Origin of the sequence: Streptomyces sp. NPDC050535 (assembly GCF_044457665.1) — a bacterium.
Classification (GTDB): Bacteria; Actinomycetota; Actinomycetes; order Streptomycetales; family Streptomycetaceae; genus Streptomyces.
Window position 1 is genome coordinate 253,959 of record NZ_JBITHE010000002.1, and the last position, 25,142, is coordinate 279,100.

The window sequence follows — 25,142 nt, forward strand, 5'->3', positions numbered from 1 at the left end:
TCGCGCTCGTCCTCAAACGCCGGACGGGCCGAAAATCAGCCCGCCCGGCATCTACGACCGCCTAGGCCTGCGGCAGTCGCTCCAGCTGCTCCTTGATCCGGGCGATGTCCTCGTCCGCCTTGGTGAGCCGCGCGCGGATCTTGTCGACCACCTGGTCGGGCGCCTTGGCGAGGAACGCCTCGTTGCCGAGCTTGCCGTTCGCCTGGACCTTCTCCTTCTCGGCGGCGGCGAGATCCTTGGCGAGCCGCTTGCGCTCGGCGGCGACGTCGATCGTGCCGGAGAGGTCCAGCGCGACCACCGCGCCGCCCACCGGCAGGGTCGCCGTGGCCGCGAAGGCCTCGCCCTCCGGCTGGAGACGCAGCAACTGCCGGATGGCCGCCTCGTGCGGGGCCAGCGCGGTCCCGTCCAGGGTCAGCCGCGCCGGGACCCGCTGACCGGGCTGGAGCCCCTGGTCGGCACGGAAGCGCCGGACCTCGGTGATGACCTGCTGGAGCGTCTCGATCTCCCGCTCGGCCGCGTCGTCACGGAAGCCGCCCGGGGTGTCGGCCCCGGGAACCAGCACGGCCTTCGGCCACTCGGCGATCACGACGGACTCACCGCCCGTGAGCGTGGTCCAGAGCGTCTCCGTGACGAACGGGACGACCGGGTGGAGGAGGCGAAGCGTCACGTCGAGGACCTCGCCGAGGACCCGGCCCGACACCTTCGCGGCTTCCCCGCCCGCCATGAACGTCGTCTTCGACAGCTCGACGTACCAGTCGAAGACCTCGTCCCACGCGAAGTGGTAGAGCGAGTCGGAGAGCTTCGCGAACTGGAAGTCGTCGTAGTACGCGTCGACTTCGGCGACGGTCTTGTTCAGCCGGGACAGGATCCAGCGGTCGGTCGCCGACAGCTTCGACGCCTCCGGCAGCGGGCCCTGCACCGTCGCGCCGTTCATCAGCGCGAAGCGCGTGGCGTTCCAGATCTTGTTGGCGAAGTTCCGGGACGCCTGGACCCAGTCCTCGCCGATCGGCACGTCGGTACCGGGGTTGGCGCCGCGGGCGAGGGTGAACCGGACGGCGTCGGAGCCGTACTTGTCCATCCAGTCGAGCGGGTCGACGACGTTGCCGAAGGACTTCGACATCTTCTTGCCGCGCTCGTCGCGGACCAGGCCGGTGAGGGCGATGGTCCTGAAGGGGACCTCGCCGTCCATCGCGTACAGGCCGAACATCATCATCCGGGCGACCCAGAAGAAGATGATGTCGTGGCCGGTGAGGAGGACGTCCGTCGGGTAGAACTTCCGCAGTTCCGGGGTCTGTTCGGGCCAGCCGAGGGTGGAGAACGGCCACAGGCCGGACGAGAACCAAGTGTCGAGGACGTCGGTGTCCTGGGTCCAGCCCTCGCCGCTCGGCGGCTCCTCGTCGGGGCCGACGCAGACGACCTCGCCGTCCGGGCCGTACCAGATCGGGACGCGGTGGCCCCACCACAGCTGACGCGAGATGTTCCAGTCGTTGAGGTTGTCGACCCAGTCGAAGTACCGCTTCGACATGTCCTCGGGGTGGATCTTCACCCGGCCGTCGCGGACGGCGTCACCGGCTGCCTTCGCGAGCGGGCCGACCTTGACCCACCACTGAAGGGACAGCCGTGGCTCGATCGTGGTCCGGCAGCGCGAGCAGTGCCCGACGCTGTGGACGTACGGACGCTTTTCCGCGACGATCCGGCCCTGCGAGCGCAGCGCGCCGACGATCGCGGAGCGGGCCTCGAAGCGGTCGAGTCCCTGGAAGGGGCCGTGGACCGTGATGACCGCCCGCTCGTCCATGACCGTGATCGACTCCAGGCCGTGGCGCTGGCCGATGGCGAAGTCGTTCGGGTCGTGGGCCGGGGTGACCTTGACGGCGCCGGTGCCGAACTCGGGGTCGACGTGGGTGTCGGCGACGACGGGGATGGTGCGGTCGGTCAGCGGCAGCTTGATTCGCCTGCCGACGAGGTGCTTGTAGCGCTCGTCGTCGGGGTGGACGGCGACGGCGGTGTCACCGAGCATGGTCTCGGCACGGGTGGTCGCGACCACCAGCGTCTCCTCGCCCTCCCCGTACTTGATGGAGACGAGCTCGCCGTCGTCCTCCTGGTACTCGACCTCGATGTCGGAGATCGCGGTCAGACAGCGGGGACACCAGTTGATGATGCGCTCGGCGCGGTAGATCAGCTCGTCGTCGTACAGCTTCTTGAAGATGGTCTGGACGGCCTGCGACAGGCCCTCGTCCATGGTGAACCGCTCGCGCGACCAGTCCACCCCGTCCCCGAGGCGCCGCATCTGCCCGAGGATCTTGCCGCCGTACTCTTCCTTCCACTGCCAGACGCGCTCGACGAACGCCTCGCGCCCGAGGTCCTGCCGGGACTTGCCCTCCTCGGCGAGCTGCTGCTCGACCTTGTTCTGCGTGGCGATACCGGCGTGGTCCATGCCAGGCAGCCACAGCGCCTCGAAGCCCTGCATGCGCTTACGGCGCGTCAGCGCGTCCATGAGCGTGTGCTGGAAGGCGTGGCCGAGGTGCAGCGATCCCGTGACGTTCGGCGGCGGGATGACGATGGTGTACGCGGGCTTGTCGCTCTTCGCGTCGGCGGCGAAGTAACCCCGCTCGACCCAGCGCTCGTACAGCTTCCCCTCTACCTCGGCCGGCGCGTACTGGGTCGGCAGTTCGGAGGTGGGCGCTGATGGCTGCTGCTGAGCGTTGTCGGTCACCCGGCCAGTTTAGAGGCGTCACGGGGGTGTCCCGAAACGCGTTTCTTTCGTAACGGTGCGGCCCCCAGGGACCTGGCTGTCCGACCCGTGCGCCAGGATGTCAGGAACACATAAGCATCCGAGGGGGAACCCAGTAATGAGCTTCAACCAGCCGGGCCCGTATGGCGGGCAGCCCCAGCAGCCCGGACCGTACGGTCAGCCGGGTCCCTACGGCCAGCAGCCGCAGCAGCCCCAGGGCGCTCCCCAGCCCGGCTACGGCTACCCCCAGCAGGCTCCCCCCGCGCAGCCCGGCTACGGCTACCCCCAGCAGGGCGGCCAGGGTGTCCCGCCGCAGACGCCGCCCTACGGTCAGCAGCCGTACGGCGCCCCGCAGCCGCCCCCGCCGGGTGGCGGCGGGAAGAAGACCGGCCTCATCATCGGCGCGGTGGCCGTCGTGGCCGCGATCGCCGTGGGCGCGTACCTGGTCCTGGGCGGCAGCGGCGGCGGCTCGGACGTCGCGGACGACGGCCCGCACAAGCTGACGACTCCGGCGACGGTGCTCACGGAGTACAAGAAGGCCGAGGGTGACAGCGGCGACGGCATGACGGCCGCGGAGCTCAAGGACGCCGAGGACAACTGGGGAATCAAGAACCCCAAGGACGTCAGCGCCAACTACCAGTCGGGAGAGGACGCGTCCAACCCGCTGGCCGGGAAGCTGCTCTCGTTCGGCGGGGTCTACGGGGAGATCGACGACCCGGAGAAGGCTGTCGACGGGTTCTTCGCCTACATGAAGAAGGACTCCAAGGACGAAGACGTCACCATGGTCGGCAGCCCGAAGGAGTACACGCCCAGCTCGCTGGACGGCGCCATCCTGAAGTGCCAGGAGGCCAAGCTGGACAACTCCGGGGCCGACGCGGGCGAGCCGACGGAGATGAACGTCACGTACTGCGTCTGGGGTGACCACAGCACGCTCGGCTTCGTGATGCCGATGGAGTTCTCGGACATCGCCGCCGGCAAGGGCGCCGACCCCTCGGAGGTGGCCGACACAGCCGCCAAGCTCCGCAAGGAAGTTCGCGTCAAGGCCTGACGCCCGCGGATCAACCACGAAGGGGCCCCGGTCGGTCGACCGGGGCCCCTTCGTCGTGTGTGTGCGGGCGTTACGCCGTCTTCTGCTCGCCCGGGCCGCGGCCGCGGGCGTCCCTCGGGATCAGGGTCGGGTTCACGTTCGAGCGGACGACCTCGGACGTGATGACGACGCGGGCGACGTCCTTGCGGGAGGGGACCTCGTACATCACGGACATGAGGACTTCCTCCATGATGGCGCGCAGGCCGCGCGCGCCGGTCTTGCGGAGGATGGCCTGGTCGGCGATGGCTTCGAGGGCCTCACCCTCGAAGTCCAGCTCCACACCGTCGAGTTCGAAGAGGCGCTGGTACTGCTTCACCAGTGCGTTGCGGGGCTCGACGAGGATCTGGAGGAGGGCCTCGCGGTCCAGGTTGTGGACCGAGGTGATGACCGGGAGACGGCCGATGAACTCGGGGATCATGCCGAACTTGACCAGGTCCTCGGGCATGACGTCCTCGAACTGGTCCTTGGCCTCGAGCTCACGCTTGGAGCGGATCGTGGCGCCGAAGCCGATGCCCTTCGCTCCCGCCCGCGACTCGATGAGCTTCTCCAGGCCCGAGAAGGCGCCGCCCACGATGAACAGCACGTTCGTCGTGTCGATCTGGATGAACTCCTGGTGCGGGTGCTTGCGTCCGCCCTGCGGCGGGACGGAGGCCGTGGTGCCCTCGAGGATCTTCAGCAGGGCCTGCTGGACGCCCTCGCCGGACACGTCACGGGTGATCGAGGGGTTCTCGCTCTTCCGCGCGACCTTGTCGATCTCGTCGATGTAGATGATGCCGGTCTCGGCCTTCTTGACGTCGTAGTCCGCTGCCTGGATGAGCTTCAGCAGGATGTTCTCGACGTCCTCGCCGACATACCCGGCCTCCGTCAGCGCCGTCGCGTCCGCGATGGCGAACGGGACGTTGAGCATGCGGGCCAGGGTCTGGGCGAGCAGGGTCTTGCCGGACCCGGTCGGACCGAGGAGCAGGATGTTCGACTTCGCCAACTCGATGGCGTCCTCGCGGTTCTGGCCCGCGCTGTGCTCGCCGGCCTGGACCCGCTTGTAGTGGTTGTACACCGCGACCGAGAGCGCCTTCTTGGCCGGCTCCTGGCCTACGACGTACCCCTCGAGGAACTCGTAGATCTCACGAGGCTTGGGAAGTTCCTCCCAGCGCACCTCGCTCGTCTCCGCGAGCTCTTCCTCGATGATCTCGTTGCAGAGATCGATGCACTCGTCGCAGATGTACACACCAGGGCCTGCGATGAGCTTCTTGACCTGCTTCTGGCTCTTGCCACAGAACGAGCACTTGAGCAGATCGCCGCCGTCACCGATGCGTGCCACGGTGTGCTTCCCCTTCGCCTGGGAGACGCCTGGGTACAGCGGCTCCTGGTGCTGCCTTATGTCCGACGGTACCTTGCCGAGCCCCCCGTTCGGGCCCCCCTTGGCGCGGTTCGCTTTGTCGTGAACCGCACCAAGGAGCGGCAGATGCTACAGGGATACGTCAGACGACCGCGTTGTTGTTCATCTTCCGGGTGGAGATGATCTGGTCGATCAGGCCGTACGCCAGCGCGTCCTCAGCGGTGAGGATCTTGTCGCGCTCGATGTCCTCGCGGATCTTCTCGATCGGCGTGGTCGAGTGCTTGGCCAGCATGTCTTCGAGCTGCGCACGCATCCTGAGGATCTCGTTCGCGGCGATTTCGAGGTCGGAGACCTGCCCCCGCCCGGTCTCACTGTACGGCTGGTGAATCAGAATGCGCGCATTCGGAAGAGCCATGCGCTTGCCCGGTGTACCGGCGGCCAGCAGGATCGCGGCGGCCGAGGCGGCCTGGCCCATGCAGACCGTCTGGACGTCCGGCTTCACGAACTGCATCGTGTCGTAGATGGCCGTGAGGGCCGTGAACGAGCCACCGGGGCTGTTGATGTAGACCGAGATGTCACGGTCGGGGTCCATCGACTCCAGGCACAGCAGCTGCGCCATGACGTCGTTGGCGGAGGCGTCGTCGACCTGCACCCCGAGGAAGATCACGCGCTCCTCGAACAGCTTCGCGTACGGGTCGTACTCACGCACGCCCTGCGAGGTGCGCTCGACGAAGCGCGGGATGACGTAGCGGGACTCCGCGCGAGGACCGGTGTACTCGGCCTGCGTGCGGGCGTAGAGGCCGCTGCCGGGGAAGTCGTTCACTGTGTCTCCTGAAGAGCCTGGAAAGGGCTGAGGCGGTCGGCTGGAGGCGCTGGGGCGCCTATGCCGCCCCTGAGGGCGATGAGAGGCCCGCGCCGCCCTGAGGGGGCGCTGAGAGGCTTACGCCGCCCCGGTACCGCCGCCGCCCGGCATGGCGGACGCGGTGGGCATGATGTCGTCGATGAGGCCGTACTCCTTGGCCTCGACCGGGTCGAACCAGCGGTCGCGGTCCGAGTCGCGGGTGACCTGATCCACGGTCTGGCCGGTGTGGAAGGCGGTCAGCTCCGCCATCCGCTTCTTGGTGTGCAGCAGCCGCTCGGCGTGGATCTTGATGTCCGACGCGGAACCGGCGAGGCCGGCCGAGGGCTGGTGGATCAGGATCTCGGCGTTCGGCAGCGCGAAGCGCTTGCCGGGGGTGCCGGCGCTGAGCAGGAACTGGCCCATCGAGGCCGCCATGCCCATGGCGATCGTCACCACGTCGTTCTTGATGTACTGCATGGTGTCGTAGATCGCCATGCCGGCCGTGATCGAGCCGCCGGGGCTGTTGATGTAGAGAAAGATGTCCTTCTCCGGGTCGGAGGCAAGGAGGAGCAGCTGCGCCGTGATCTTGTTGGCGATGTCATCGTCGACCGCCTGGCCGAGGAAGATGATCCGCTCGCCGAGCAGTCGGTTGTAGACCTGGTCGCCGAGGCCACCACCGATGGGGTCGCCGGCAGCTGTGGGCATCAGATTCGTCACGTATCCACCTGCTCGTCTTACGACGGCGCCGGGCCGTCTCACGTCTTCTGCTGGGGCGTGGGACCCCGGTACACACCGCCATGGGAGCGGTTGCACTCCGCCTCTGGGCGGTTTCGGGGACTCCCCTGCCCTCGTCTTCATGGACCCTAACGCGCGGGTCCCTCCGGGGAATCCCGCAGAAGGAACTGTTCGCTGTGAGCGCATGCGCTGTGCTGACTTGAGCGGGGGTTCAGTGGACCCCGGCGAGGGGCGCGAGGAACTGCGCGGGCGACCCACGACGAGCCGCACCCGCCGCCGGGCCGCCCGTGGCAGACGCGTCTGCGGCCTGTGAGGGCTGAGCGCGCAGTTCCCCGCACCCCTGAAAGCGGCGGGCCCCCGGGGACTGGAAGTCCCCGGGGGCCCGTCGTGGCGTACAGAGCGGGGCGGTCAGGCCTCGGTCTTCTCCTCGGCGGCGGCCTCGACGGCGTCGCCGTCAGTGGCCGCGTCGGCGGTCTCGTCCTCGTCCTCGTCGTCCAGGTCGACGACCTCGCCGTTGGTGTCCTTGACGACGGCGGCCTCGACGACGACCGCGAGGGCCTTGCCGCGGGCGACCTCGCCGACCAGCATCGGGACCTGGCCGCCTTCGACGACGGCCTGGGCGAACTGGTCGGGGGACATGCCGGAGGAGGCCGCGCGCCGCATGAGGTGCTCGGTGAGCTCCTCCTGGCTGACGTTCAGCTTCTCCTTGTTGACGAGCTCGTCGAGGACGAACTGCGTCTTGATGCCCTTGACCGCGGCTTCCTCGGTCTCGGTGTCGAACTCCTCGGCCGTCTTGCCCTGGATCTCGAGGTACTTCTCGAGGTCGATGCCCATCTGGCCGAGCTGGTGGTGCTCGAGGTTGTGCTTACGGGTGTTGATCTCGTCCGCGAGCAGCTTCTCGGGGACCGGGACCTCGACCAGCTCGAGCAGCTTCTCCAGGACGCGCTCCTGGGCCTGCGTGGCCTGGTCGTACTGCTTCATGTTCTCCAGGCGCTTGCGGCTGTCCGCCTTGAGCTCGTCGAGGGTGTCGAACTCGGAGGCGAGCTGCGCGAAGTCGTCGTCCAGCTCGGGCAGTTCGCGCGCGGAGACCTGGGAGACCTTGACGGTGACCTCGGCCTCCTTGCCGGCTGCCGAGCCGCCCTTGAGCTCGGAGGCGAAGGTGGCCTCGCCACCGGCCTCCAGGCCCTTGACGGCCTCGTCGATGCCGTCCAGCAGCTCGCCGGAGCCGATGGTGTAGGAGACGTCGGAGGCGATGCCGTCCTCCAGCACCTCGCCGTCGACCTTGGCCTCCAGGTCGAGGGTGACGACGTCGCCGTCCTGGGCGGCGCGCTCGACCGGGGAGGTCGAGGCGAAGCGCTCACGCAGTTCGGTGACGGCCTTCTCGACGTCCTCGTCGCTGACCTCGACGGCGTCGACCTCGACCTCGATGCCGGAGTAGTCCGGGATCTCGATGCTGGGGCGGACGTCGACCTCGGCGGTGAAGTTCAGCGTCTCGCCGTCCTTCAGGTCGGTGATGTCGACCTCGGGCTGGCCGAGGACGTTCAGCTCAGCCTCGTTGACCGCTTCGGTGTAGAACTTCGGGAGCGCGTCGTTGACGGCCTCCTCCAGCACGGCGCCGCGACCGAACCGCTGGTCGATGACGCGGGCCGGGATCTTGCCCTTCCGGAACCCCTTCACCGTGACCTGCTGGTTGATCTTCTTGTACGCCGCGTCGAGGCTGTCCTTGAGCTCCTCGAAGGGCACCTCGATGCTGAGCCGAACCCGAGTCGGGTTCAGGGTCTCCACGGCGCTCTTCACGGTTCGGTCTCCTTGTGGCTGACTTCTTGGGGGTTCTGCTGCGTGCCGCTGCCATGTCGGGCAGAGCCTGGGCGGATTCGCGGCCCTTGAGAGACGTCGTACCAATGCAGACACACGGGCGCGCAGCTTGCATAGTAGCCGCAGGCGGTACGCGCCCCAAAAGGTGATGTCGGCGATCGTCCGGCTCACTGGTCCGGCACGGTGGTCGGGGTGGCGGGATTTGAACCCACGGCCTTCCGCTCCCAAAGCGGACGCGCTACCAAGCTGCGCCACACCCCGTCGGTGCGACACGTAGGGTACATGCCCCCGGCGGGTACGGCTGCCGCGTTCCGGAGCGTGCAGGGGGCACGTAACGGGGTGTGCGACGAAGGGGTGCGACCCGCTACGATGCTGTCTGTACCGCGGTCCGTGACCTGCGGTGCGTCCTGTGCGGGCGTAGCTCAATGGTAGAGCCCTAGTCTTCCAAACTAGCTACGCGGGTTCGATTCCCGTCGCCCGCTCCAAATGACGTAGGGCCAGGCCGGAGATTTGATTCTCCGCCTGGCCCTTGTCGGTTCCGGGGGCCGTGTTCGGTCCGTCGTGCCCCGCGTACACCGAGAGCATCGACACTGCGGGGCGTCAGCGCAGTGCGGCCTCGCCCGCGTGAACGGCGCGCAGGGCGCGTGCGACGGTCTCCTGGTTCTCGCCTACCGGAGCCACGTAGTCCATGACGTCGCGGGCGGCGTCCTCCCCGAGCGTCCGGGTGATCACCCAGGTGGCGAGGTACTGGGACGCCAGGCAGCCGCCCGCCGTGGCGATGTTCCCCTCGGCGTGGAACGGCGCGTCCAGCACCGTGACGCCGCAGGCCTCGACGAAGGGCCGGCTCTTCATGTCCGTGCTGACCGGCATGCCGTCCAGCAGCCCCAGCCGGGCGAGCACCAGCGCGCCGGAGCACTGCGCACCGATCAACTGGCGCGAGGGGTCGAGCCGCAGCCGGGAGATCAGCCGGTCGTCGGCGACCACCTCGCGCGCCTTCACCCCGCTGCCGATCAGCACGACGTCGGCCTCGGTCACGAACTCCATGGGGCGCTGGCCCGTCACCTCGACGCCGTTCATCGACGTGACCACCGGCGTCGGTGTCGTGATGAAGGCTTCCAGGCCGTCCTTGCGGCACCGGTTGATCAGCGCGGAGGCGATGAAACTGTCGAGTTCGTTGAACCCGTCGAAGGTGACCACGGCTACCTGCATCACAGCTCCTCCAAGTACGGCATCAGGTCCCGGCAGTCTTGCCGGGCGTGCCGTTCCGGAAGGAGGGCCAATCAGCGGCCGGTGGCATGCCTTCAGCGGCACGCCTCAGCGGTGTCCCCGAGCGGGCATGGCGAAGCCCCGGTGGCCCGGCGTGCGCCGCCGGGCGGGCCGGGCGCTCAGAACTGGATCGAGTTGATGGTCTCCGCAAGGGAGTTGAGGAACCGCTGGATGTCGTCCGCCATACCTGTCGAGGCGAGGAAGAAGCCGAACAGCACCGCCACCACGGCTGGCCCCGCCTTGAGCGATCCCCCTCGGATCAACACCACGAGGACGATCGCCAACAGGAGCACCACTGACAGCGAAATGGCCACAACTGATCACACCCTACGGTCGGTCCGCTCTCCCGGCCCGGAGGTGCAGCCCCGCACACCCCCGCCAGAACCATCGTGCCACCAACCCGGCCCCCGTATGCCGCGGGTGACACATCATCGGCTGCGGACTGGCGGCCCTCGCACCGCCGTTACCCCCACCGGGGCGTGAACAGCGGTGCCGCGCAACGCAATTCGGACGTACGGCCCCTACGGAATTCAGGGCGATCGTTTCCATGTCCACACATCCCGTTCGCAGGTAATTCGAATTGCCGCCACAGGCCCGTCGAAGACGTTCCGAACAAGTCGATAAAGACTAATGAACCAGACATATCGCCAAGGTCTCCCGCAGGACTTATGCACCATTTAGTCGGGATTAATCCGGACGGAACGGCCTTATGCGGTAGGCGGATAGGTGTCCGGAGCCATTGGCGAATCAAGTGGTGAGCATCCGCGATTCCCGGGTACGCGCAGGCAATGGACAGGAATGACGTCGACAGTTTTACGAGCACGCACAGACAACGCTAGGGTGCCTCAGATGTTCCACGCCGCCACGTCCCCCGTATGCGCAGCGAGGTCAGGAATCGTCTCCCCGACTTTTCGGCCGGAGAAACTGTGACGAACTCGCTACGACCGCAAGGCCGCCTCGGCACCCCGCTTCCACCGGCGCGGCAGCCGACGCGGGGAGTGCCCGGTCCGCGGTCCTCCCCGACATCACCGGGGGCGGCCGCCGGTGCCGCCGCTCCGGGCACCGCGCCCACTCGGCCCGCGAAGCAACGCGACGCGTTCTTCGACAACGCCAAGTACCTGGCGATCGTGCTCGTGGCCATGGGGCACGCGTGGGAGCCGGTGAAGAGCCAGAGCCGCGCGCTGGAAGCGTTGTACACGGTCGTGTACTCCTTCCACATGCCGGCCTTCATCCTCATCTCCGGCTACTTCTCGCGCGGTTTCGACATGCGCGCCGACCGGCTCAAGCGGCTGGTGACCGGTGTCGCCGTGCCGTACGTCGTCTTCGAGGTGGCCTACTCTCTCTTCACGCGCTGGGCCAACGACGACCCCGGCCAGTCGATCAGCCTGCTCGACCCCCTGTACCTCACCTGGTTCCTGGTCGCGCTCTTCGTCTGGCGGCTGACGACACCGCTGTGGAAGCTGGTGCGGTGGCCGCTCCCGGTCGCCCTCCTCATCGCCATGCTCGCGAGCGTCTCACCGGACATCGGCGACGATCTTGACCTCCAACGCGTACTGCAGTTCCTGCCGTTCTTCGTGCTGGGGCTGTACATGAAGCCGGAGCACTTCCAGTTGGTGCGCCGGCGTGAGATCCGGATCCTGTCGGTGCCGGTCTTCGTCATCGCGCTGGCCGTGGGCTACTGGGCGGTGCCGCGGATGGACACCGGCTGGTTCTACCACCGCGACAGCGCGCAGCAGTTCGGGGTGCCGTGGTGGACCGGCCCCGTCATGATCCTCGTGCTGTTCACCTGCTCGCTGCTGCTCACCGCGTGCTTCTTCTCCTGGGTACCGCGCCGCAAGCTCTGGTTCACTGCGCTCGGCGCGGGCACGCTGTACGGCTATCTGCTGCACGGTTTCCTGATCAAGGGCGGCGTCTACTGGGGCTGGTTCGATCACGGCCGGCTGCACGAGCCGCTCGGCCAGGCCTTCGTGACGCTCGCCGCGGGCACGGCCGTGACCCTGCTGTGCACCCCGCCCGTCCAGCGCGTCTTCCGCTTCGCGATGGAGCCCAGGATGGCGTGGGCCTTCAAACGGGACGCGACGGAACTCGCCCGCGAACGGGCCGGAGCGGGCAAGTCCTAGCCCCTGGAAGGGATTTGCCCTGGTGCCGGGCCTCAGGGAGCGAGGCCAAGGAGCGCGCGCATCGAGGCGTACTTCTTCGTGAGCCGCGCCCTGGTGTGTTCGTCGAGAAGCGCGAGGCGGGCCGGATCGGCGTTGTGCGCCAGGTCCGAGGCCTTCACCAGGAGGGCGCCCGGGGTCGTGCGGATACGTTTCGCGTACGACTCCGGGGGCTCGCCATCCCGTTTGGTGAGCGCCAGCACGATGGCCTTCGTGCGGTTCGTCAGGGCGGCCTCGCTCAGCCACTCCTGCGACAGCGCGTCGTCCTCGACCGCGTCGTGCAGCCAGGCCGCCGCTATCTGTTCGTCGTCACCGCCGCGCTCGCGCACGCCCTCCGCCACGGCCTGGAGGTGCTCGGCGTAGGGCCGCCCGGCCTTGTCGGTCTGGGCGGCGTGCGCCTTGCGGGCGAGGGCCTCGACTTCGGCCAGGGTCAGGAGAGTTCGCGTCACGGGAACAGTGTCGCTCCCTGTGGGCGCTGTGCGGGTCCGGACGGGGTCGCCGCCACAGGGGTTTCACCCCCTCCGCACCTTCCCGTCCCGTTTCCGGGGGTTGTGTCCCCAGACCCCCGCCTCGCGCCGACGCGCTCGTCCTCGAACGCCGGACGGGCTGGAAGGTCGAGCTCCGGACGGGCCGGAGAACTTCAGATGGCCGCCGCGGGCGCCGTCGTCCCGCCCTCGCGGCAGATCAGCAGCAGCGCCCTGTCGTCGTTCACGTCCTTGGCCACCGCCTCGATCAGGTGCCAGGCGGCGCCGTGGAAACCGCCGGCGACATAACGGTCGGCCTCGCCGGTGAGGCGGTCGATGCCTTCCACGATGTCGCGCTCGGAGGTCTCGACGAGCCCGTCGGTGAAGAGCATGAGGACGTCACCCGGGCGCAGGGAGCCCTTCACGGGGTCGAACTGCGCACCGTCGTACACCCCGAGCAGCGGGCCCTCCGCGGCCTTCTCCTCCCAGCGGCCGTTGCCGGCGCTGAGCTGGAGGCCGGGCGGGTGTCCGGCGGAGAAGAGTTCGTAGTCGCCGGAGTCCAGGTCGAGGACCAGGTGGATCGAGGTGGCGAAGCCCTCGTCCCAGTCCTGGCGCAGGAGGTAGCCGTTCGCGGCGGGGAGGAAGGCGTGCGGGGGCAGCGAGCCCAGCAGGCCGCCGAAGGCGCCGGACAGGAGCAGGGCCCGCGAACCCGCGTCCATGCCCTTGCCCGAGACGTCGGTCAGCACGACCTCCATGGTCCGGCCGCCGTTCGTCCGCGCCGCCACCACGAAGTCGCCCGAGAACGACTGCCCGCCGGCCGGCCGCAGCGCCATCTCCCGGTGCCAGCCCAGCGGCAGCTGCGGCAGCTTGCTCTGCACCCGGATGCGTTCGCGCAGGTCGAAGAGCATGGTGCCGCCGCGTCGCCACGGCACTCCCACCCGGCTGCGGAACTGGGCGATCAGCAGGCCGAAGAAGCCGCAGGCGGCGACGACAAGGACGTCACCCGGAGTCACTCTTGCGGGACCGTCCGTGTACGGGCCGAGCTTCACGGACTCCACTATCAGTGCGGTGGCCGCCGCCGCGTACAGGCTCAACAGGCTGGCGGGGCGCAGCAGCAGACCGCCCGCCACGATCGGCAGGACCAGCACCGCCGGCGAGATCCACACCGAGTTGACCAGCGTCGTGGCCGCGATCACCGGAATCGTGATCAGCAGACCGGCCAGCGCGATCCAGTCCGAACCGTCGCCGCGGAAGTAGTCCACGGCGGATCTGCGCATGCCGGTGCGTGCCCGGTGAACCTGCTTCTTCAACCGGGCCGTGAACGTATCGGCTTCAGCGCGCCGCTCTCGTCCTGCTGCCATTAGTTCGGGACCCTATCCATCGGACCAGGTGCTTGGCACGGGAGGTCCCACTTGTCCCCCGTCCGAGCGCTCAACTTCACAGTGAAATCCACCGAAGACGTCCAGTGAACGTCCTGGAAGCCGTCACACAGGTCCTCTTACGGAACGTCCGCGGTGACGCGAAGAAATTCCCTGGCTCGTACCGCATTGCCCTGGTAGGCATGGCCCATGACGACTGACGTGCGGGTACTTCAGCAGACCGAGTGGAACGCGTGGTACGACAACCTCATCCGTGCCTTCGGCGGGGTGCCGGAGTCGTCCGAGGAGCGCGAGCTCTACAACGCGCTAACAGAATACGACCGTTTCATCGGAGTTTGGGACAGCGACCAGGTGGTGGGCACCGCGGGTGCCTTCGGTTTCCGCGTCACGGTGCCGGGCGGCGCCTCCGTACCGGCCGCGGGCATCACGATGGTGAGTGTCGCGGCGACGCACCGGCGGCGCGGGGTGCTGCGGTCCATGATGCGGCGCCAGCTGGACGACATCCGCTCGTGGGGCGAGTCGCTGGCGGTCCTGACCGCGTCGGAGCCGGAGATCTACGGCCGGTTCGGCTACGGCATCGGTACGTACGGACTGCACGCCGAGATCGACACCAGCCGCGTACGGCTGTCCGTGCCGCCCGGCACCGACGACGTACGGCTGCGGTACACGCCGCCGGCCGAGGTGCTCGAGGCGTGCGAGGCGGTGTACGCGCGGGTGGTGCCCGGGCGTCCGGGCATGCTGGCGCGACAGCCCGGCTGGGAGCGGGAGCGGCTGCTCGACCCGGAGAACGACCGGGACGGCGCGTCGCCGATGCAGTGCGTGGTCGCCGAGCGGGGCGACGAGGTCGTGGGCTACACCCGGTTCCGCGTCAAGCCGGAGTGGGATCCGTCCGGGCCCAGGGGCGCTGTCGTCATGGATGACCTGGAGGGTCTAGACCCGGCGGCGCGGGCCGCGCTGTGGCGGTTCCTCTTCGACATCGACCTGACGTCCACGCTCCGCACCCGGGGCCGGCCCGTCGACGAGGACTGGCAGCACATGGTGTCCGACATCCGGCGCTGCAATCTGCGGCTGAAGGACGCGCTGCATGTGCGGCTCGTCGATGTCGGCGCCGCGCTGGAGGCCCGGACGTATCAGGCGCCGGTGGACCTGGTGTTCGAGGTCGAGGACGCGTTCTGCCCCTGGAACGAAGGGCGTTGGCGGCTCTCGGGTGACGCGAAGGGCGCGTCCTGCGTGCGAACCGAGGAACCGGCCGATCTCGCCCTGTCCGTAAGGGAGTTGGGGGCGGCCTATCTCGGGGGGATGTCCCTGGCCTCGCTCGGGGCGGCCGGGCGGGTGCGGGAGTTGCGGCAAGGGGCGCTGGCCGAGGCCTCGGTGGGCTTCTCCTCGGCGGTCGCGCCCTGGCTGCCGCACGGGTTCTAGGCCTGCTGGCAGCGCGGGCACCAGAAGAGGTTGCGAGCGGCGAGACCGGCGGTGCGGATCTCGCCGCCACAGATGTGGCAGGGCAGTTGGGCCCTGCGGTACACGTAGACCTCGCCGCCGTGGTCGTCGACGCGCGGCGGACGGCCCATCGCCTCGGGCAGGTGTTCCGGGCGGACCGTGTCGATGCGGTTGTTGCGGACGCCCTCGTGCATGAGGTCCACGAGGTCGGCCCAGAGCGCGTCCCACTCGGCGGGCGTGATGTCCTTGCCCGTCCGGTACGGGTCGATGCCGTGCCGGAAGAGGACTTCGGCGCGGTAGACGTTGCCCACGCCCGCGATGATCTTCTGGTCCATGAGGAGGGCGGCGATCGTCGTACGGCTGCGGGTGATTCGCTCGTACGCCGTTGACGGGTCGGCGTCCGGGCGGAGCGGGTCCGGGCCGAGGCGCTCGTGTATCGCCCGTTTCTCGTCGTCCGTGATCAGGGCGCAGGTGGTGGGGCCGCGGAGGTCGACGTACGCGGTGGGGTTCGCGAGGCGGAGCCGGACGGTGTCCGTGGGCGGGGGCGCGGGGGCGCCGCCGAGGGTGACCTTGCCGAAGAGGCCGAGGTGGATGTGGATCCAGTCCTCGGCTCCGAAGTGCAGGAAGAGGTGTTTGCCGTGGGCGTCGGCGTCCGCGAACTCGGTGCCGTCCAGGAGGGCCGCGGCGTCCGCGAACTTGCCCTGCGGGCTGGTCACCCGGGTGATGCCGCCGGCGAACCGGGCCGTGCAGTCCTGGGCCAAGCGGTGAATCGTGTGCCCCTCGGGCACGGGGTCCTCCTGCTGGTGTGCTTCGGCGGGGCGGGGGGTTTTCGCCCCCTCCGCCCCTTCCCGTCCCGTTCCTGGGGGCTGCGCCCCCAGACCCCCTGTCGCGCTGACGCACTCGTCCTCAAACGCCGGACGGGCTAGTGGGGATGGTGGGCCGGGATCGGCGGGAGGTCGCCCGTCGTCTCGTATGCCGTGAGCATGTTGATGCGGCGGATGTGGCGTTCCTCGCCGGAGAAAGGGGTGTTGAGGAAGGTCTCGACGAACTTCGTCGCCTCTTCCTGGGAGTGCATGCGGGCGCCCACGGCCACGACGTTGGCGTTGTTGTGCTCGCGGCCCAGGGTGGCGGTCTCCTCGCTCCAGGCGAGGGACGCACGCACGCCGGCCACCTTGTTCGCGGCGATCTGCTCACCGTTGCCGGAGCCGCCGATCACGATGCCGAGGGAGCCGGGGTCCGCCGCGGTCCGCTCCGCGGCGCGGAGGCAGAAGGGCGGGTAGTCGTCCTGGGCGTCATAGATGTGGGGCCCGCAGTCGACGGGCTCGTGGCCGGCGGCCTTGAGCCACTCGACGAGGTGGGTCTTGAGTTCGAGACCGGCATGATCGGAGCCGAGATACACGCGCATGCTCCGAGTGTGACACGACTGTTTCGCATCGGCCTCGCCGGGTGCCCAGGACGAAAAGTGGGGGCAACACTACAGAACCTCAAGGAAACCTCAGGTAACGATCTGGAATCAAAGGTTCACGAATTCCTTTACCTCCGATTCACTGGACCGGCTCGTACGCCCCACTGCTACCGCTCGTACGGGCGATCTGTTCGACCGGTGAAAAGGAATCCCCCTCATGACCTCGCAGCCGACCCCCACGAAGGCCGCAAGCGGCCCCGGAGAACCCGGAGGCGCCGGAGGACCCGATGGCGGCCTCCACGCCGGACTCAAGAACCGTCATCTGTCGATGATCGCCATCGGCGGTGTCATCGGAGCCGGACTCTTCGTGGGCTCCAGCTCCGGCATCGCGACCGCCGGGCCCGGCATCCTCCTCTCCTACGCCCTGGTGGGGACGCTCGTCGTCCTCGTCATGCGGATGCTCGGTGAGATGTCCGCCGCGAATCCCACGTCCGGTTCGTTCTCCGCACACGCCGACCGCGCGCTCGGCCGCTGGGCAGGCTTCTCGATCGGCTGGCTGTACTGGTTCTTCTGGGTGGTCGTGCTGGCCGTCGAGGCCACCGCCGGGGCCAAGATCCTCGAAGGGTGGATCCCCGCCGTTCCCCAGTGGGGGTGGGCGCTCATCGTGATGGTCGTCCTCACCGCGACCAACCTGGTGTCCGTGGGGTCCTACGGCGAGTTCGAGTTCTGGTTCGCCGGGATCAAGGTCGTGGCGATCGGCGGGTTCATCGTGATCGGCGCACTCGCCATCTTCGGTGTGCTGCCGGGTGTCGACGCCGACAAGGCCGGGATCGGGAATCTGACCGACCACGGCGGCTTCCTGCCCAACGGGCCGGGCGCGATCCTCACCGGTGTGCTCCTGGTCGTCTTCTCCTTCATGGGCAGCGAGATCGCGACCCTCGCCGCCGGTGAGTCCGAGGACCCGCAGCGCGCCGTCACCAAGTCCACCAACAGCATCATCTGGCGCGTCGGCGTCTTCTACCTCGGCTCGATCTTCGTGGTCGTGGCCCTGCTGCCGTGGAACGACCCGTCGATCAAGGAGCGGGGCTCGTACGTCGCCGCCCTGGACTCCCTCGGCATCGCGCACGCCGGTCAGATCATGAACTTCATCGTGCTGACCTCCGTACTGTCCTGCCTCAACTCCGGGCTCTACACGGCCTCCCGGATGGCGTTCTCGCTCGGCCGGCGCAAGGACGCGCCGAAGGCGTTCGCCAGGACCACCTCGCGCGGTGTGCCGCTGACCGCCATCGTCGTCTCCGTCGCCTTCGGCTTCGTGGCCGTCTTCTTCAACTACAAGTTCCCCGACTCGGTCTTCCTCTTCCTCGTCAACTCCTCCGGTGCGGTCGCCCTGTTCGTCTGGCTCGTGATCTGTTTCTCGCAGCTGCGGATGCGGAAGATCATCCAGCGGGAGTCGCCGGAGAAGCTGGTCGTGAAGATGTGGCTCTACCCGTATCTGACCTGGGCGACGGCCGCGTTGATCGTCTTCGTGCTCGGCTACATGCTGACCGACACCGAACACGACGGCCGCGAGACGGTCCTGCTGTCCCTGCTCGTCGCGGCGGTGGTGCTCGTGATCGCCGTCATCCGGCAGAAGACGGGGGCAGGCGGGTCGTCCGTGCGCCGGGCCGCGGACGAGCCTCGCGACGAGGCAGAGGTGAAGGTCGGCTGATCCGGCCGGTCTCCCGGCCCATCAGGAAGGAGGGGTTTCGCGGCGCGTACGAACGCCGCGAAGCCCCTCCCCCCTTGCCTGGAGCAGCGTTGCCCGGACCGCGGTTGCCCGGAGTGCGGCTCTCTAGATCACGGTGAAGTCCTTCTTGACCTGTTCGTAGACCTTCAGTGCCTGGTCCTCGATGTCCGGCTGGTACCAGGTGTTGATCTGGTACGACTTCCCGTCGGCGTCGAAGCCGAGCAACTGGGCGTGCCAGCGCGTCCCTTGGAGCAGGAAGAGGTACTCCCAGACGATCGCGGGGCGGCCCCGGAAGGTCGTCTCCTCCAGGCGGATCTTCTGGTAGCCCTGCCCCTGGCGGGCGTTCCGTTCCGAGGTCTGCCAGGTCTCCATCAGTTCGCCCTTGGCGAGGGAGGACTTGGCCGCGAGCTCCTGTCTGCCGTCGGGCGAGGTGTAGTGCACCTCGGAACCCGTCTTCAGGTCCCGCCGCCAGCCCTTCGGCGTCACCCACGCGTATCCCCCGGCCTCGCGGTGCGCGCCCGGGGGCAGGCTGGGCGGACGTGAAGTGCCCTCGACGGTGGGCGAGGAACTGGCCGTCGAGCCGGTGGGCGCCGACGAGTTCGAGGAGCTCGCCCTGTCGTCGTCGGGCGGTCCTCCGGTCGCCGCGACGACCAGCCAGACGGCCACTCCCGCCGCGACCACACCACTGCCGGTGAGCAGCCCCAGGCGGCGCCTGCTCGAGCGCGGGCGGGCGGGTACGGCGGGGCCGGGGAGCTCGCTGGGGAGTTCACCGGGGGGCGTGGTCGTGCGGGCGGAGACCGCCGGGAACTCGGCCTCCGTCACGGCCTCCGCCGTGCGGGTGGGAGAAGCGGAGGCCGAGGGGGTCGGGGTCGGTGAGCCGACCTCGGCGCGTAGTTCGGAGGGGACTTCGGTGGAGGCGTTGGACGCGTTCGAGACGTTGGACGCGTTGCGGGTTTCGGGGGTGCCGGGGGTGCCGGGGGTCTCTGGTGGGGCTTGGGCTTCCGCGACGGCGGCCGGGGGCTGCTCCGGTCGGGGCTTCTTGAAGTCGAGTGAGCTCTTCCGCTTCGGGGCGTGACCGGGCGGTATCGCGTCCTCCACGAGCTCGGGATCGAGCTCGACTGCCTTGGGCTCGGGTTCGGACTCGGACTCGGTGCCGGGTTCGGCCCCGGTCTCAGCGGCGACCTCCGGTTCCGGCTCGCGCGTGAGGTCGGGCTCGGGATCAGGCTCCGGATCCCGCTGACGTATCTCCCCTTCCTCCCCTATGAGCTGCGCGTCCAGGAGCGTGAACGTGCGCGACTCGATCCGGACCGGACGGTTGGGGTCGGGGTCGGGGCCTGCCGCCTCCGGAAGGGCCCCGCCGTCCCCCGTCTCACCTGTCGTCGGTCCCGGGAACACCAACCGCCCCAGCCCGGCCTCGAGTTCCTCCAGGCCGGGGCGGGCCGACGGCTCCTTCTCCAGGAGGGCCGCCAGGATGTCCCGCAGGTCGCCCGCGGAGGAGGGGAGTTCGGGTTCCTCGTACAGGACGGCGTGCAGGGTGGCCAGGGTGGTGGCGCGGGAGAAGGGGGAACGGCCGCCGAGTGCCGCGCAGAGGGTCGCTCCCAGGGACCACACGTCGGACGGCGGGCCCTGCGGGCGCCCGGAGATGCGCTCGGGCGCCATGTAGTCGGGGGAGCCGACCAGCATCCCCGCCATGGTCAGCGCCTTCGCGTCCTGCATCGCGGCGATGCCGAAGTCGGTGAGGACGACTCGGCGGCCGCCGCGCTCGACCAGGACGTTGCCCGGCTTGATGTCACGGTGCAGCACTCCCCCGGCGTGCACCTGGCGCAGCGCCACGACCAGTTCGAGCCCGACGCGGGCCGCCTCGCGTGGGCTGAGCGGTCCGTCCTGCACGACGAGCTGCTCCAGGGAGCGGCCGGCGACCAGTTCCATGACGATCCAGAGCCGCTCGCCCTCGTCCACGACGTCGTAAATGCGTACGACATTGGGATGGTCGATCCGGGCCGTGGCCCTGGCCTCACGCAGTGTGCGTTCCCGGCGGGTCCGGGTGTCCTCCGGGTCGAGTCCGTCTATCCGCATTTCCTTGACAGCGACCTGCCGGTCGAGCATGTCGTCGGCGGCGCGCCACACCCGCCCCATTCCCCCCTGCCCAATACTTTCGACCAGCCGATATCGTCCCGTCACCAATAGTCCCGGAACACCGCCCTGCACATTCCCCGACAATCCCCGCACCCCCTCGACACTCGTCACAACCGCCTGTCACACCAGACCCATTCAGAAACACAATGGTCACGCTTCAGGCCGTACCAGCATAGTGCGGAGAAATCTTGTGGTACCTCTTCAAGTACTGCGAATTCAGGCGCAGCCAAGGGGGACGAACATGAGTTCTCGTCGTACGACGATCATCGCTGGATCGCTGCTCACGGCCTCGTTCTCGGCCGTGATGATCCTTTCCAACACAGCCGTCGCGGACGACCAAGGACCGGGGAGCAGCAAGGGGGGAAAGGCTGTTGACGAGGCACCGGCGGATGTAAAGCTGACCACGCTGCTGCCGGAGAAGATCTCCGTGGACAACAGCTCTCAGAATACGGCGCTCACCGCCACCGTGAAGAACGAAGGAACCAAGGAAAGCGGCGAAATCAGGCTTTTGGTGGTCGGTTTCGACGGCCTGACGGTCAAAGACGTAAAGGGCTGTTCAGCAATCGCCGAAGGGGATCTTCCCGAGGGATCGAACAGCGGTTTCAGCTGCGCCGTCGGAAATCTCGCGGCGGGCAAGTCGAAGTCGTACGACGTCGACGCCACCTTCGATCTGAGCAAGACCGGAAAGATCTGCCTGCCGGTGCAGACGAGCGACGGGGCGAAGACGTTCTGGCAGCAGGGCCCGGTGCCGTTCGGTACGACGAACCCGTCGCCGAACGCCCCGGCCACCCCGCTGCTGCTCGGCACCGACAACACGCCGGTGGCACCCGGCGGGGACACGCTGCCCAGGACCGGCGGCGTGAACGAGGTCCTGCCGCTCGGCGCGGCGGGCGCGGCGCTGCTCTCCGCGGGGGCGGCGGGCCTCTGGTGGGTCCAACGGCGGCCGCAGCAGCGCTGAGTCGAAAGCGGTCGCGTGAGAGGCAGTGCGCGACAGGAGCGCAGAGAGAGGTGAGGGGGCGGGGAGCCGGATGCGGCTCCCCGCCCCCTCTTCTCACGGGAACCGCGGCGTGACGGACCGGCTGGACGTCAGCGGTCGAGGAACTTCCAGGCGGTGGGCAGCACGCCCATCGCCAGGGCGGCCTTCAGGGCGTCGCCGATCAGGAACGGGGTCAGGCCCGCCGCGACCGCCGCGCCGAGCGACATGCCGGTGGCGACGGCGAGGTAGGGGACGCCGATCGCGTAGATGATCGCCTCGCCGAGCAGCATCGTGCCCGCCATGCGCAGCACCGAACGGTCGGCGCCGCGGCGGGCGAGGGCGCCCACGACGGTGGCGGCCAGGAGCATGCCGAGGATGTAGCCGAAGGAGGGGGCCGCGGTGCCGGAGCCGCCGCCGGCGAACCACGGCACGCCCGCCATGCCGACGAGCGCGTACACCGCGAGCGACAGCAGGCCGCGGCTCGCGCCGAGCGCGGTGCCCACGAGGAGTGCCGCGAAGGTCTGGCCCGTCACCGGCACCGGGGAGCCCGGGACGGGCAGCGCGATCTGGGCGGCGAGGCCGGTGAGGGCGGCGCCGCCGACGACCAGGGCGGTGTCCCTGACGCGGGAGGCGGGGAGCAGGTCGGCGAGGACCTCGCCGGGGCGGATGCCCTGGCGGGTGGTGGCGGCAGCGGTGCTCATGGGGACTCCGGCGGGTGGCGGCGGTTTCGGGACACGGTGACGCTATCCCAGGGGTGTGCGGGCGATCACCGTCAGCGGTCGACAAAGGGGGCGGGCGGGGGTTGGTCGGCTTCTGACAAAGGGGGCCGGGTATGCCCCTGGGGGCGTGATGCTGGTCACTGAGGTGGGATCGGTTCGGCCACGGAGCGGGGTGCGCCGGGGCTGTGGGGTTCCGCCAAAGGCTCTTCGCCTCCTCCTGAAAGGACGGCCGCACCCGGCCACCGCGCACCCGACGGTGCCCGCGGTCGACGGCGCCCCGAACGTACTCCCCGACGACGGGCAGCCCCGCCGTCAGTTTGTGCGTCCGGACCCACACCCCGCCCTTCCTGCTGCTAGCGTGCACCTGCAAGAAGGTTGCAATAGAGGTCGGAGAGGACCTGGCATGGCCGTCTACACACTTCCCGAGCTGCCCTACGACTACTCCGCGCTCGCCCCCGTCATCAGCCCCGAGATCGTCGAGCTGCACCACGACAAGCACCACGCGGCGTACGTGAAGGGTGCGAACGACACGCTCGAGCAGCTCGCGGAGGCACGGGACAAGGAGTCGTGGGGCTCGGTCAACGGCTTGGAGAAGAGCCTGGCCTTCCATCTCTCCGGCCACATCCTGCACAGCGTCTACTGGCACAACATGACCGGCGAGGGCGGCGGCGAGCCGCTGGCCGCGGACGGTGTGGGCGAGCTTGCGGACGCGATCACCGAGTCCTTCGGTTCCTTCGCCGGGTTCAAGGCGCAGCTCACCAAGGCCGCCGCGACCACGCAGGGGTCCGGGTGGGGCGTGCTGGCGTACGAACCGCTGAGCGGCCACCTGATCGTGGAGCAGGTCTACGACCACCAGGGCAACGTGGGCCAGGGCTCGACGCCGATCCTGGTCTTCGACGCCTGGGAGCACGCCTTCTACCTCCAGTACAAGAACCAGAAGGTCGACTTCATCGAGGCCATGTGGGCCGTCGTCAACTGGCAGGACGTGGCCCGGCGTTACACGGCCGCGAAGTCCCGCGCCGACGTCTTGCTGCTGGCTCCCTGAGGCCCGTACAGCCTGAGGCCCCAAGACCTGGGGCCCGGATGGAACGTCCTGCTCGTGATCGTCTTCTCAACCTTCACGTGGCAGGCGGACAGGGGGAAGCCCCCGCGAGGACGTGACTCGCGGGGGCTTCGCCTCGCTCACCGCGCGCACGGCACATTGAGTGAGAGCAGGGCGACGGCCCCGTCCTCGACGCGGAGTTCGGTGACCGCCGCGTTGCGGAGCTGCGGGAACACGCGCCGGTACTCGCCCAGCGGGATGGACAGGAGCGAGCAGAGGACCAGGCGGAACAGGGTGTTGTGCGCGACCACCAGGACCCGTTCTCCGGTGTGCGCGGCCGCGATGCCGTGCAGGGCCCGCACGCCGCGGGCGGCCGCGGTGCGGGGGTCCTCCGCCTCCGGGAAGGGGTATGCCACCGGGTCCGTCCGGAACGCCTTCGCGCGCCGCGGGTTCTCGGCCTCGAACTCGGCGAGGGTGCGGCCCTCCAGGATCCCGAAGTCGCATTCCCGCAGGGCGGGTTCGCGGTGCGGGGTGACGCCCAGGGCCCGGCAGGCGGGCTCCGCCGTGGCGGCGGCGCGCGACATCGTCGACGTCCAGACCGCGTCGACCCGGTGCGCGGCGCACCAGCGGCCCAGGGCCTCCGCCTGGGCCCGGCCCTCGTCGGTGAGAGCGACGTCGCTCACCCCTGCGTAACGCCTCTCGGCGTGCCAGACGGTCTGCCCGTGCCGGGCGAGGAGAAGGGTCGTCGTTGACCCGAGGGGCGTACTCATGACCAAGGAGTATCCAGGGCGCGCCCACCTGGCGTGGGGTTTTCCCGCTCCCGCCTCACCTGAGGGTGTGCTTCCGGACACCTCTTGTCACCGACTCCGCCGACAGGACGCGTTCCACCGGCGCGGCGGCCCGCGGGCGTTTAGGCTCGCGGATCCCGGGCGTCCTAACAGGAGGCGTGCATGCCGAACAAGTGGTGCAGGAACTGCCGCAGAATGCGTGCCTTCAGGCATCTGGCGAACGACGCGGAGCGTGCCGGGGCCAGGGAAGCCACCAAGCAGGGCAACGTGGACGCCTACATCCGCTGCGCCCACGAGGGCTGCGTGCGGGTCCAGCGCTCGTTCAAGCACAGCGACGGCGGGGACCTCCCCGAGGAGTTCCGGATCCCCGCCGCCGAGAATGCCTAGAGGTTGCTGAAGTCCGGCCCGGCCGTACGCGACCGCTTGATCTCGTAGAAGCCGGGCGTGGAGGCGACCAGCAGGGTGCCGTCCCAGAGCCTGGCGGCGGCCTCGCCCTTGGGTGCCGGGGTGACGACCGGGCCGAAGAAGGCGACCTGCTCGCCGTCGGCGCCGGGGACGGCGATGACGGGGGTGCCGACGTCCTGGCCGACCTTGTCGATGCCCTCCTTGTGGGAGGCGCGCAGCTCGGCGTCGAACTCGAAGTTCTCCTGGTCGGCGTAGTCGAGCAGGGACGCCGGGAGGCCGACCTCGTCGAGCGCGGCGGCGATCGCCTCGATGGTCGGGCCTTGGCCCTCGTTGTGGATGCGGGTGCCCAGCGCGGTGTAGAGCGGGCCCAGGATGTCGTCGCCGTGCTTCTGCCAGGCGGCGGTCACCACGCGGATCGGCTTCCAGGCCTTGGTGCTGAGCATCTCGCGGTAGTGGTCGTCCAGCTCGTCCAGCTTCGGCTCGTTCAGCACGGCCAGGCTCATGATGTGCCAGCGGACCTCGATGTCACGGACCTTCTCCACTTCGAGCACCCAGCGCGAGGTCATCCAGGCCCAGGGGCACAGCGGGTCGAACCAGAAGTCGACGGGGGTCTTGCCGGAACCGGAACTCGTCGTTGCGCTCTGCTCAGGCATGGATCTCCTCGGAAAGTCGTCTTTGTCGGTGCAACGCCAACGGCC

General features: G+C 69.0%; 22 protein-coding genes and 2 tRNA genes. 8 read left to right on the forward strand and 16 right to left on the reverse strand.

Annotation, left to right across the window (positions count from 1 at the left end; all coding sequences use genetic code 11):
• Positions 1-61 precede the first annotated feature (61 nt).
• Positions 62-2,713 carry a valine--tRNA ligase gene (locus tag ACIBLC_RS06110; RefSeq protein WP_399209513.1) on the reverse strand — a complete coding sequence of 884 codons (2,652 nt, stop codon included), beginning with the start codon at positions 2,711-2,713 and terminating at the stop codon, positions 62-64.
• A gap of 136 nt (positions 2,714-2,849) precedes the next feature.
• Here ACIBLC_RS06110 and ACIBLC_RS06115 point away from each other — a divergent pair, with 136 nt between their 5' ends.
• A complete protein-coding gene (locus tag ACIBLC_RS06115; RefSeq protein ID WP_399209515.1) occupies positions 2,850-3,779 on the forward strand; it encodes a hypothetical protein in 930 nt (309 codons plus the stop codon).
• Between the two features lie 70 nt (positions 3,780-3,849).
• On the opposite strand, the gene clpX is transcribed toward ACIBLC_RS06115, so the two are convergent.
• The 5 genes from clpX to ACIBLC_RS06140 all read right to left on the reverse strand — a co-directional run bounded on the left by clpX (position 3,850) and on the right by ACIBLC_RS06140 (position 8,806).
• Positions 3,850-5,136: an ATP-dependent Clp protease ATP-binding subunit ClpX gene (gene clpX / locus ACIBLC_RS06120; RefSeq protein WP_399209516.1), complete on the reverse strand. Its 1,287-nt coding sequence runs from the start codon at positions 5,134-5,136 to the stop codon at positions 3,850-3,852.
• Between the two features lie 160 nt (positions 5,137-5,296).
• Positions 5,297-5,977, reverse strand: a complete 681-nt coding sequence (locus ACIBLC_RS06125; protein ID WP_399209517.1) for an ATP-dependent Clp protease proteolytic subunit — start codon at positions 5,975-5,977, stop codon at positions 5,297-5,299.
• A gap of 117 nt (positions 5,978-6,094) precedes the next feature.
• Positions 6,095-6,700: an ATP-dependent Clp protease proteolytic subunit gene (locus ACIBLC_RS06130; RefSeq protein ID WP_399209887.1), complete on the reverse strand. Its 606-nt coding sequence runs from the start codon at positions 6,698-6,700 to the stop codon at positions 6,095-6,097.
• A 438-nt stretch (positions 6,701-7,138) separates the two neighbouring features.
• Positions 7,139-8,527, reverse strand: a complete 1,389-nt coding sequence (gene tig, locus ACIBLC_RS06135) for a trigger factor (protein ID WP_399209518.1) — start codon at positions 8,525-8,527, stop codon at positions 7,139-7,141.
• 202 nt (positions 8,528-8,729) lie between these two features.
• A tRNA-Pro gene (locus ACIBLC_RS06140) sits at positions 8,730-8,806 on the reverse strand.
• A gap of 150 nt (positions 8,807-8,956) precedes the next feature.
• Here ACIBLC_RS06140 and ACIBLC_RS06145 point away from each other — a divergent pair.
• Positions 8,957-9,030, forward strand: a tRNA-Gly gene (locus tag ACIBLC_RS06145).
• Positions 9,031-9,145: 115 nt separating this feature from the next.
• Here ACIBLC_RS06145 and ACIBLC_RS06150 read toward each other — a convergent pair.
• Together ACIBLC_RS06150 and ACIBLC_RS06155 are read right to left on the reverse strand one after the other, a co-directional pair.
• A complete protein-coding gene (locus ACIBLC_RS06150; protein WP_399209519.1) occupies positions 9,146-9,754 on the reverse strand; it encodes a DJ-1/PfpI family protein in 609 nt (202 codons plus the stop codon).
• A 176-nt stretch (positions 9,755-9,930) separates the two neighbouring features.
• Positions 9,931-10,125, reverse strand: coding sequence for a hypothetical protein (locus tag ACIBLC_RS06155; protein ID WP_399209520.1), 195 nt, complete (start codon positions 10,123-10,125; stop codon positions 9,931-9,933).
• 612 nt (positions 10,126-10,737) lie between these two features.
• Between ACIBLC_RS06155 and ACIBLC_RS06160 the strand changes: the two genes are divergently transcribed.
• Positions 10,738-11,931 (forward strand): acyltransferase family protein, encoded by a 1,194-nt coding sequence (locus tag ACIBLC_RS06160; RefSeq protein WP_399209521.1) that lies wholly within the window; start codon positions 10,738-10,740, stop codon positions 11,929-11,931.
• 32 nt (positions 11,932-11,963) lie between these two features.
• On the opposite strand, the gene ACIBLC_RS06165 is transcribed toward ACIBLC_RS06160, so the two are convergent.
• Complete coding sequence (locus ACIBLC_RS06165) at positions 11,964-12,416, reverse strand: HD domain-containing protein (RefSeq protein ID WP_399209522.1); 453 nt, start codon at positions 12,414-12,416, stop codon at positions 11,964-11,966.
• Positions 12,417-12,607: 191 nt separating this feature from the next.
• On the reverse strand, positions 12,608-13,792 hold the full coding sequence (locus ACIBLC_RS06170; protein WP_399209523.1) for a PP2C family protein-serine/threonine phosphatase: 1,185 nt from the start codon (positions 13,790-13,792) through the stop codon (positions 12,608-12,610).
• Between the two features lie 207 nt (positions 13,793-13,999).
• On the opposite strand from ACIBLC_RS06170, the gene ACIBLC_RS06175 reads away from it, so the two are divergent.
• The gene (locus ACIBLC_RS06175) at positions 14,000-15,229 is read left to right on the forward strand and encodes a GNAT family N-acetyltransferase (RefSeq protein ID WP_399209524.1); all 1,230 of its coding nucleotides are present in this window, start codon (positions 14,000-14,002) and stop codon (positions 15,227-15,229) included.
• Here the strand turns inward: ACIBLC_RS06175 and ACIBLC_RS06180 are convergent.
• Both ACIBLC_RS06180 and ACIBLC_RS06185 read right to left on the reverse strand, forming a co-directional pair.
• A complete protein-coding gene (locus tag ACIBLC_RS06180) occupies positions 15,226-16,035 on the reverse strand; it encodes an Fpg/Nei family DNA glycosylase (RefSeq protein ID WP_399209525.1) in 810 nt (269 codons plus the stop codon). The two genes, ACIBLC_RS06175 and ACIBLC_RS06180, sit on opposite strands and share 4 nt — an antisense overlap.
• Before the next feature lie 134 nt (positions 16,036-16,169).
• Complete coding sequence (locus ACIBLC_RS06185) at positions 16,170-16,652, reverse strand: ribose-5-phosphate isomerase (RefSeq protein ID WP_399209527.1); 483 nt, start codon at positions 16,650-16,652, stop codon at positions 16,170-16,172.
• A 217-nt stretch (positions 16,653-16,869) separates the two neighbouring features.
• Here ACIBLC_RS06185 and ACIBLC_RS06190 point away from each other — a divergent pair, with 217 nt between their 5' ends.
• Positions 16,870-18,360, forward strand: coding sequence for an amino acid permease (locus ACIBLC_RS06190; RefSeq protein WP_399209528.1), 1,491 nt, complete (start codon positions 16,870-16,872; stop codon positions 18,358-18,360).
• Between the two features lie 123 nt (positions 18,361-18,483).
• Here ACIBLC_RS06190 and ACIBLC_RS06195 read toward each other — a convergent pair whose 3' ends face one another.
• On the reverse strand, positions 18,484-20,514 hold the full coding sequence (locus tag ACIBLC_RS06195) for a protein kinase (RefSeq protein ID WP_399209529.1): 2,031 nt from the start codon (positions 20,512-20,514) through the stop codon (positions 18,484-18,486).
• A 241-nt stretch (positions 20,515-20,755) separates the two neighbouring features.
• Here ACIBLC_RS06195 and ACIBLC_RS06200 point away from each other — a divergent pair, with 241 nt between their 5' ends.
• Complete coding sequence (locus ACIBLC_RS06200) at positions 20,756-21,472, forward strand: hypothetical protein (RefSeq protein ID WP_399209530.1); 717 nt, start codon at positions 20,756-20,758, stop codon at positions 21,470-21,472.
• Between the two features lie 128 nt (positions 21,473-21,600).
• Here ACIBLC_RS06200 and ACIBLC_RS06205 read toward each other — a convergent pair whose 3' ends face one another.
• Positions 21,601-22,191 (reverse strand): biotin transporter BioY, encoded by a 591-nt coding sequence (locus ACIBLC_RS06205; protein WP_399209531.1) that lies wholly within the window; start codon positions 22,189-22,191, stop codon positions 21,601-21,603.
• A gap of 421 nt (positions 22,192-22,612) precedes the next feature.
• Here ACIBLC_RS06205 and ACIBLC_RS06210 point away from each other — a divergent pair, with 421 nt between their 5' ends.
• On the forward strand, positions 22,613-23,254 hold the full coding sequence (locus ACIBLC_RS06210; RefSeq protein WP_399209532.1) for a superoxide dismutase: 642 nt from the start codon (positions 22,613-22,615) through the stop codon (positions 23,252-23,254).
• Positions 23,255-23,391: 137 nt separating this feature from the next.
• Here the strand turns inward: ACIBLC_RS06210 and ACIBLC_RS06215 are convergent, their stop codons facing one another.
• The gene (locus tag ACIBLC_RS06215) at positions 23,392-24,021 is read right to left on the reverse strand and encodes a histidine phosphatase family protein (protein ID WP_399209533.1); all 630 of its coding nucleotides are present in this window, start codon (positions 24,019-24,021) and stop codon (positions 23,392-23,394) included.
• 180 nt (positions 24,022-24,201) lie between these two features.
• Here ACIBLC_RS06215 and ACIBLC_RS06220 point away from each other — a divergent pair, with 180 nt between their 5' ends.
• The gene (locus ACIBLC_RS06220) at positions 24,202-24,426 is read left to right on the forward strand and encodes a hypothetical protein (RefSeq protein ID WP_399209535.1); all 225 of its coding nucleotides are present in this window, start codon (positions 24,202-24,204) and stop codon (positions 24,424-24,426) included.
• Here ACIBLC_RS06220 and ACIBLC_RS06225 read toward each other — a convergent pair.
• Complete coding sequence (locus ACIBLC_RS06225) at positions 24,423-25,097, reverse strand: DsbA family protein (RefSeq protein WP_399209536.1); 675 nt, start codon at positions 25,095-25,097, stop codon at positions 24,423-24,425. The two genes, ACIBLC_RS06220 and ACIBLC_RS06225, sit on opposite strands and share 4 nt — an antisense overlap.
• Positions 25,098-25,142 lie beyond the last annotated feature (45 nt).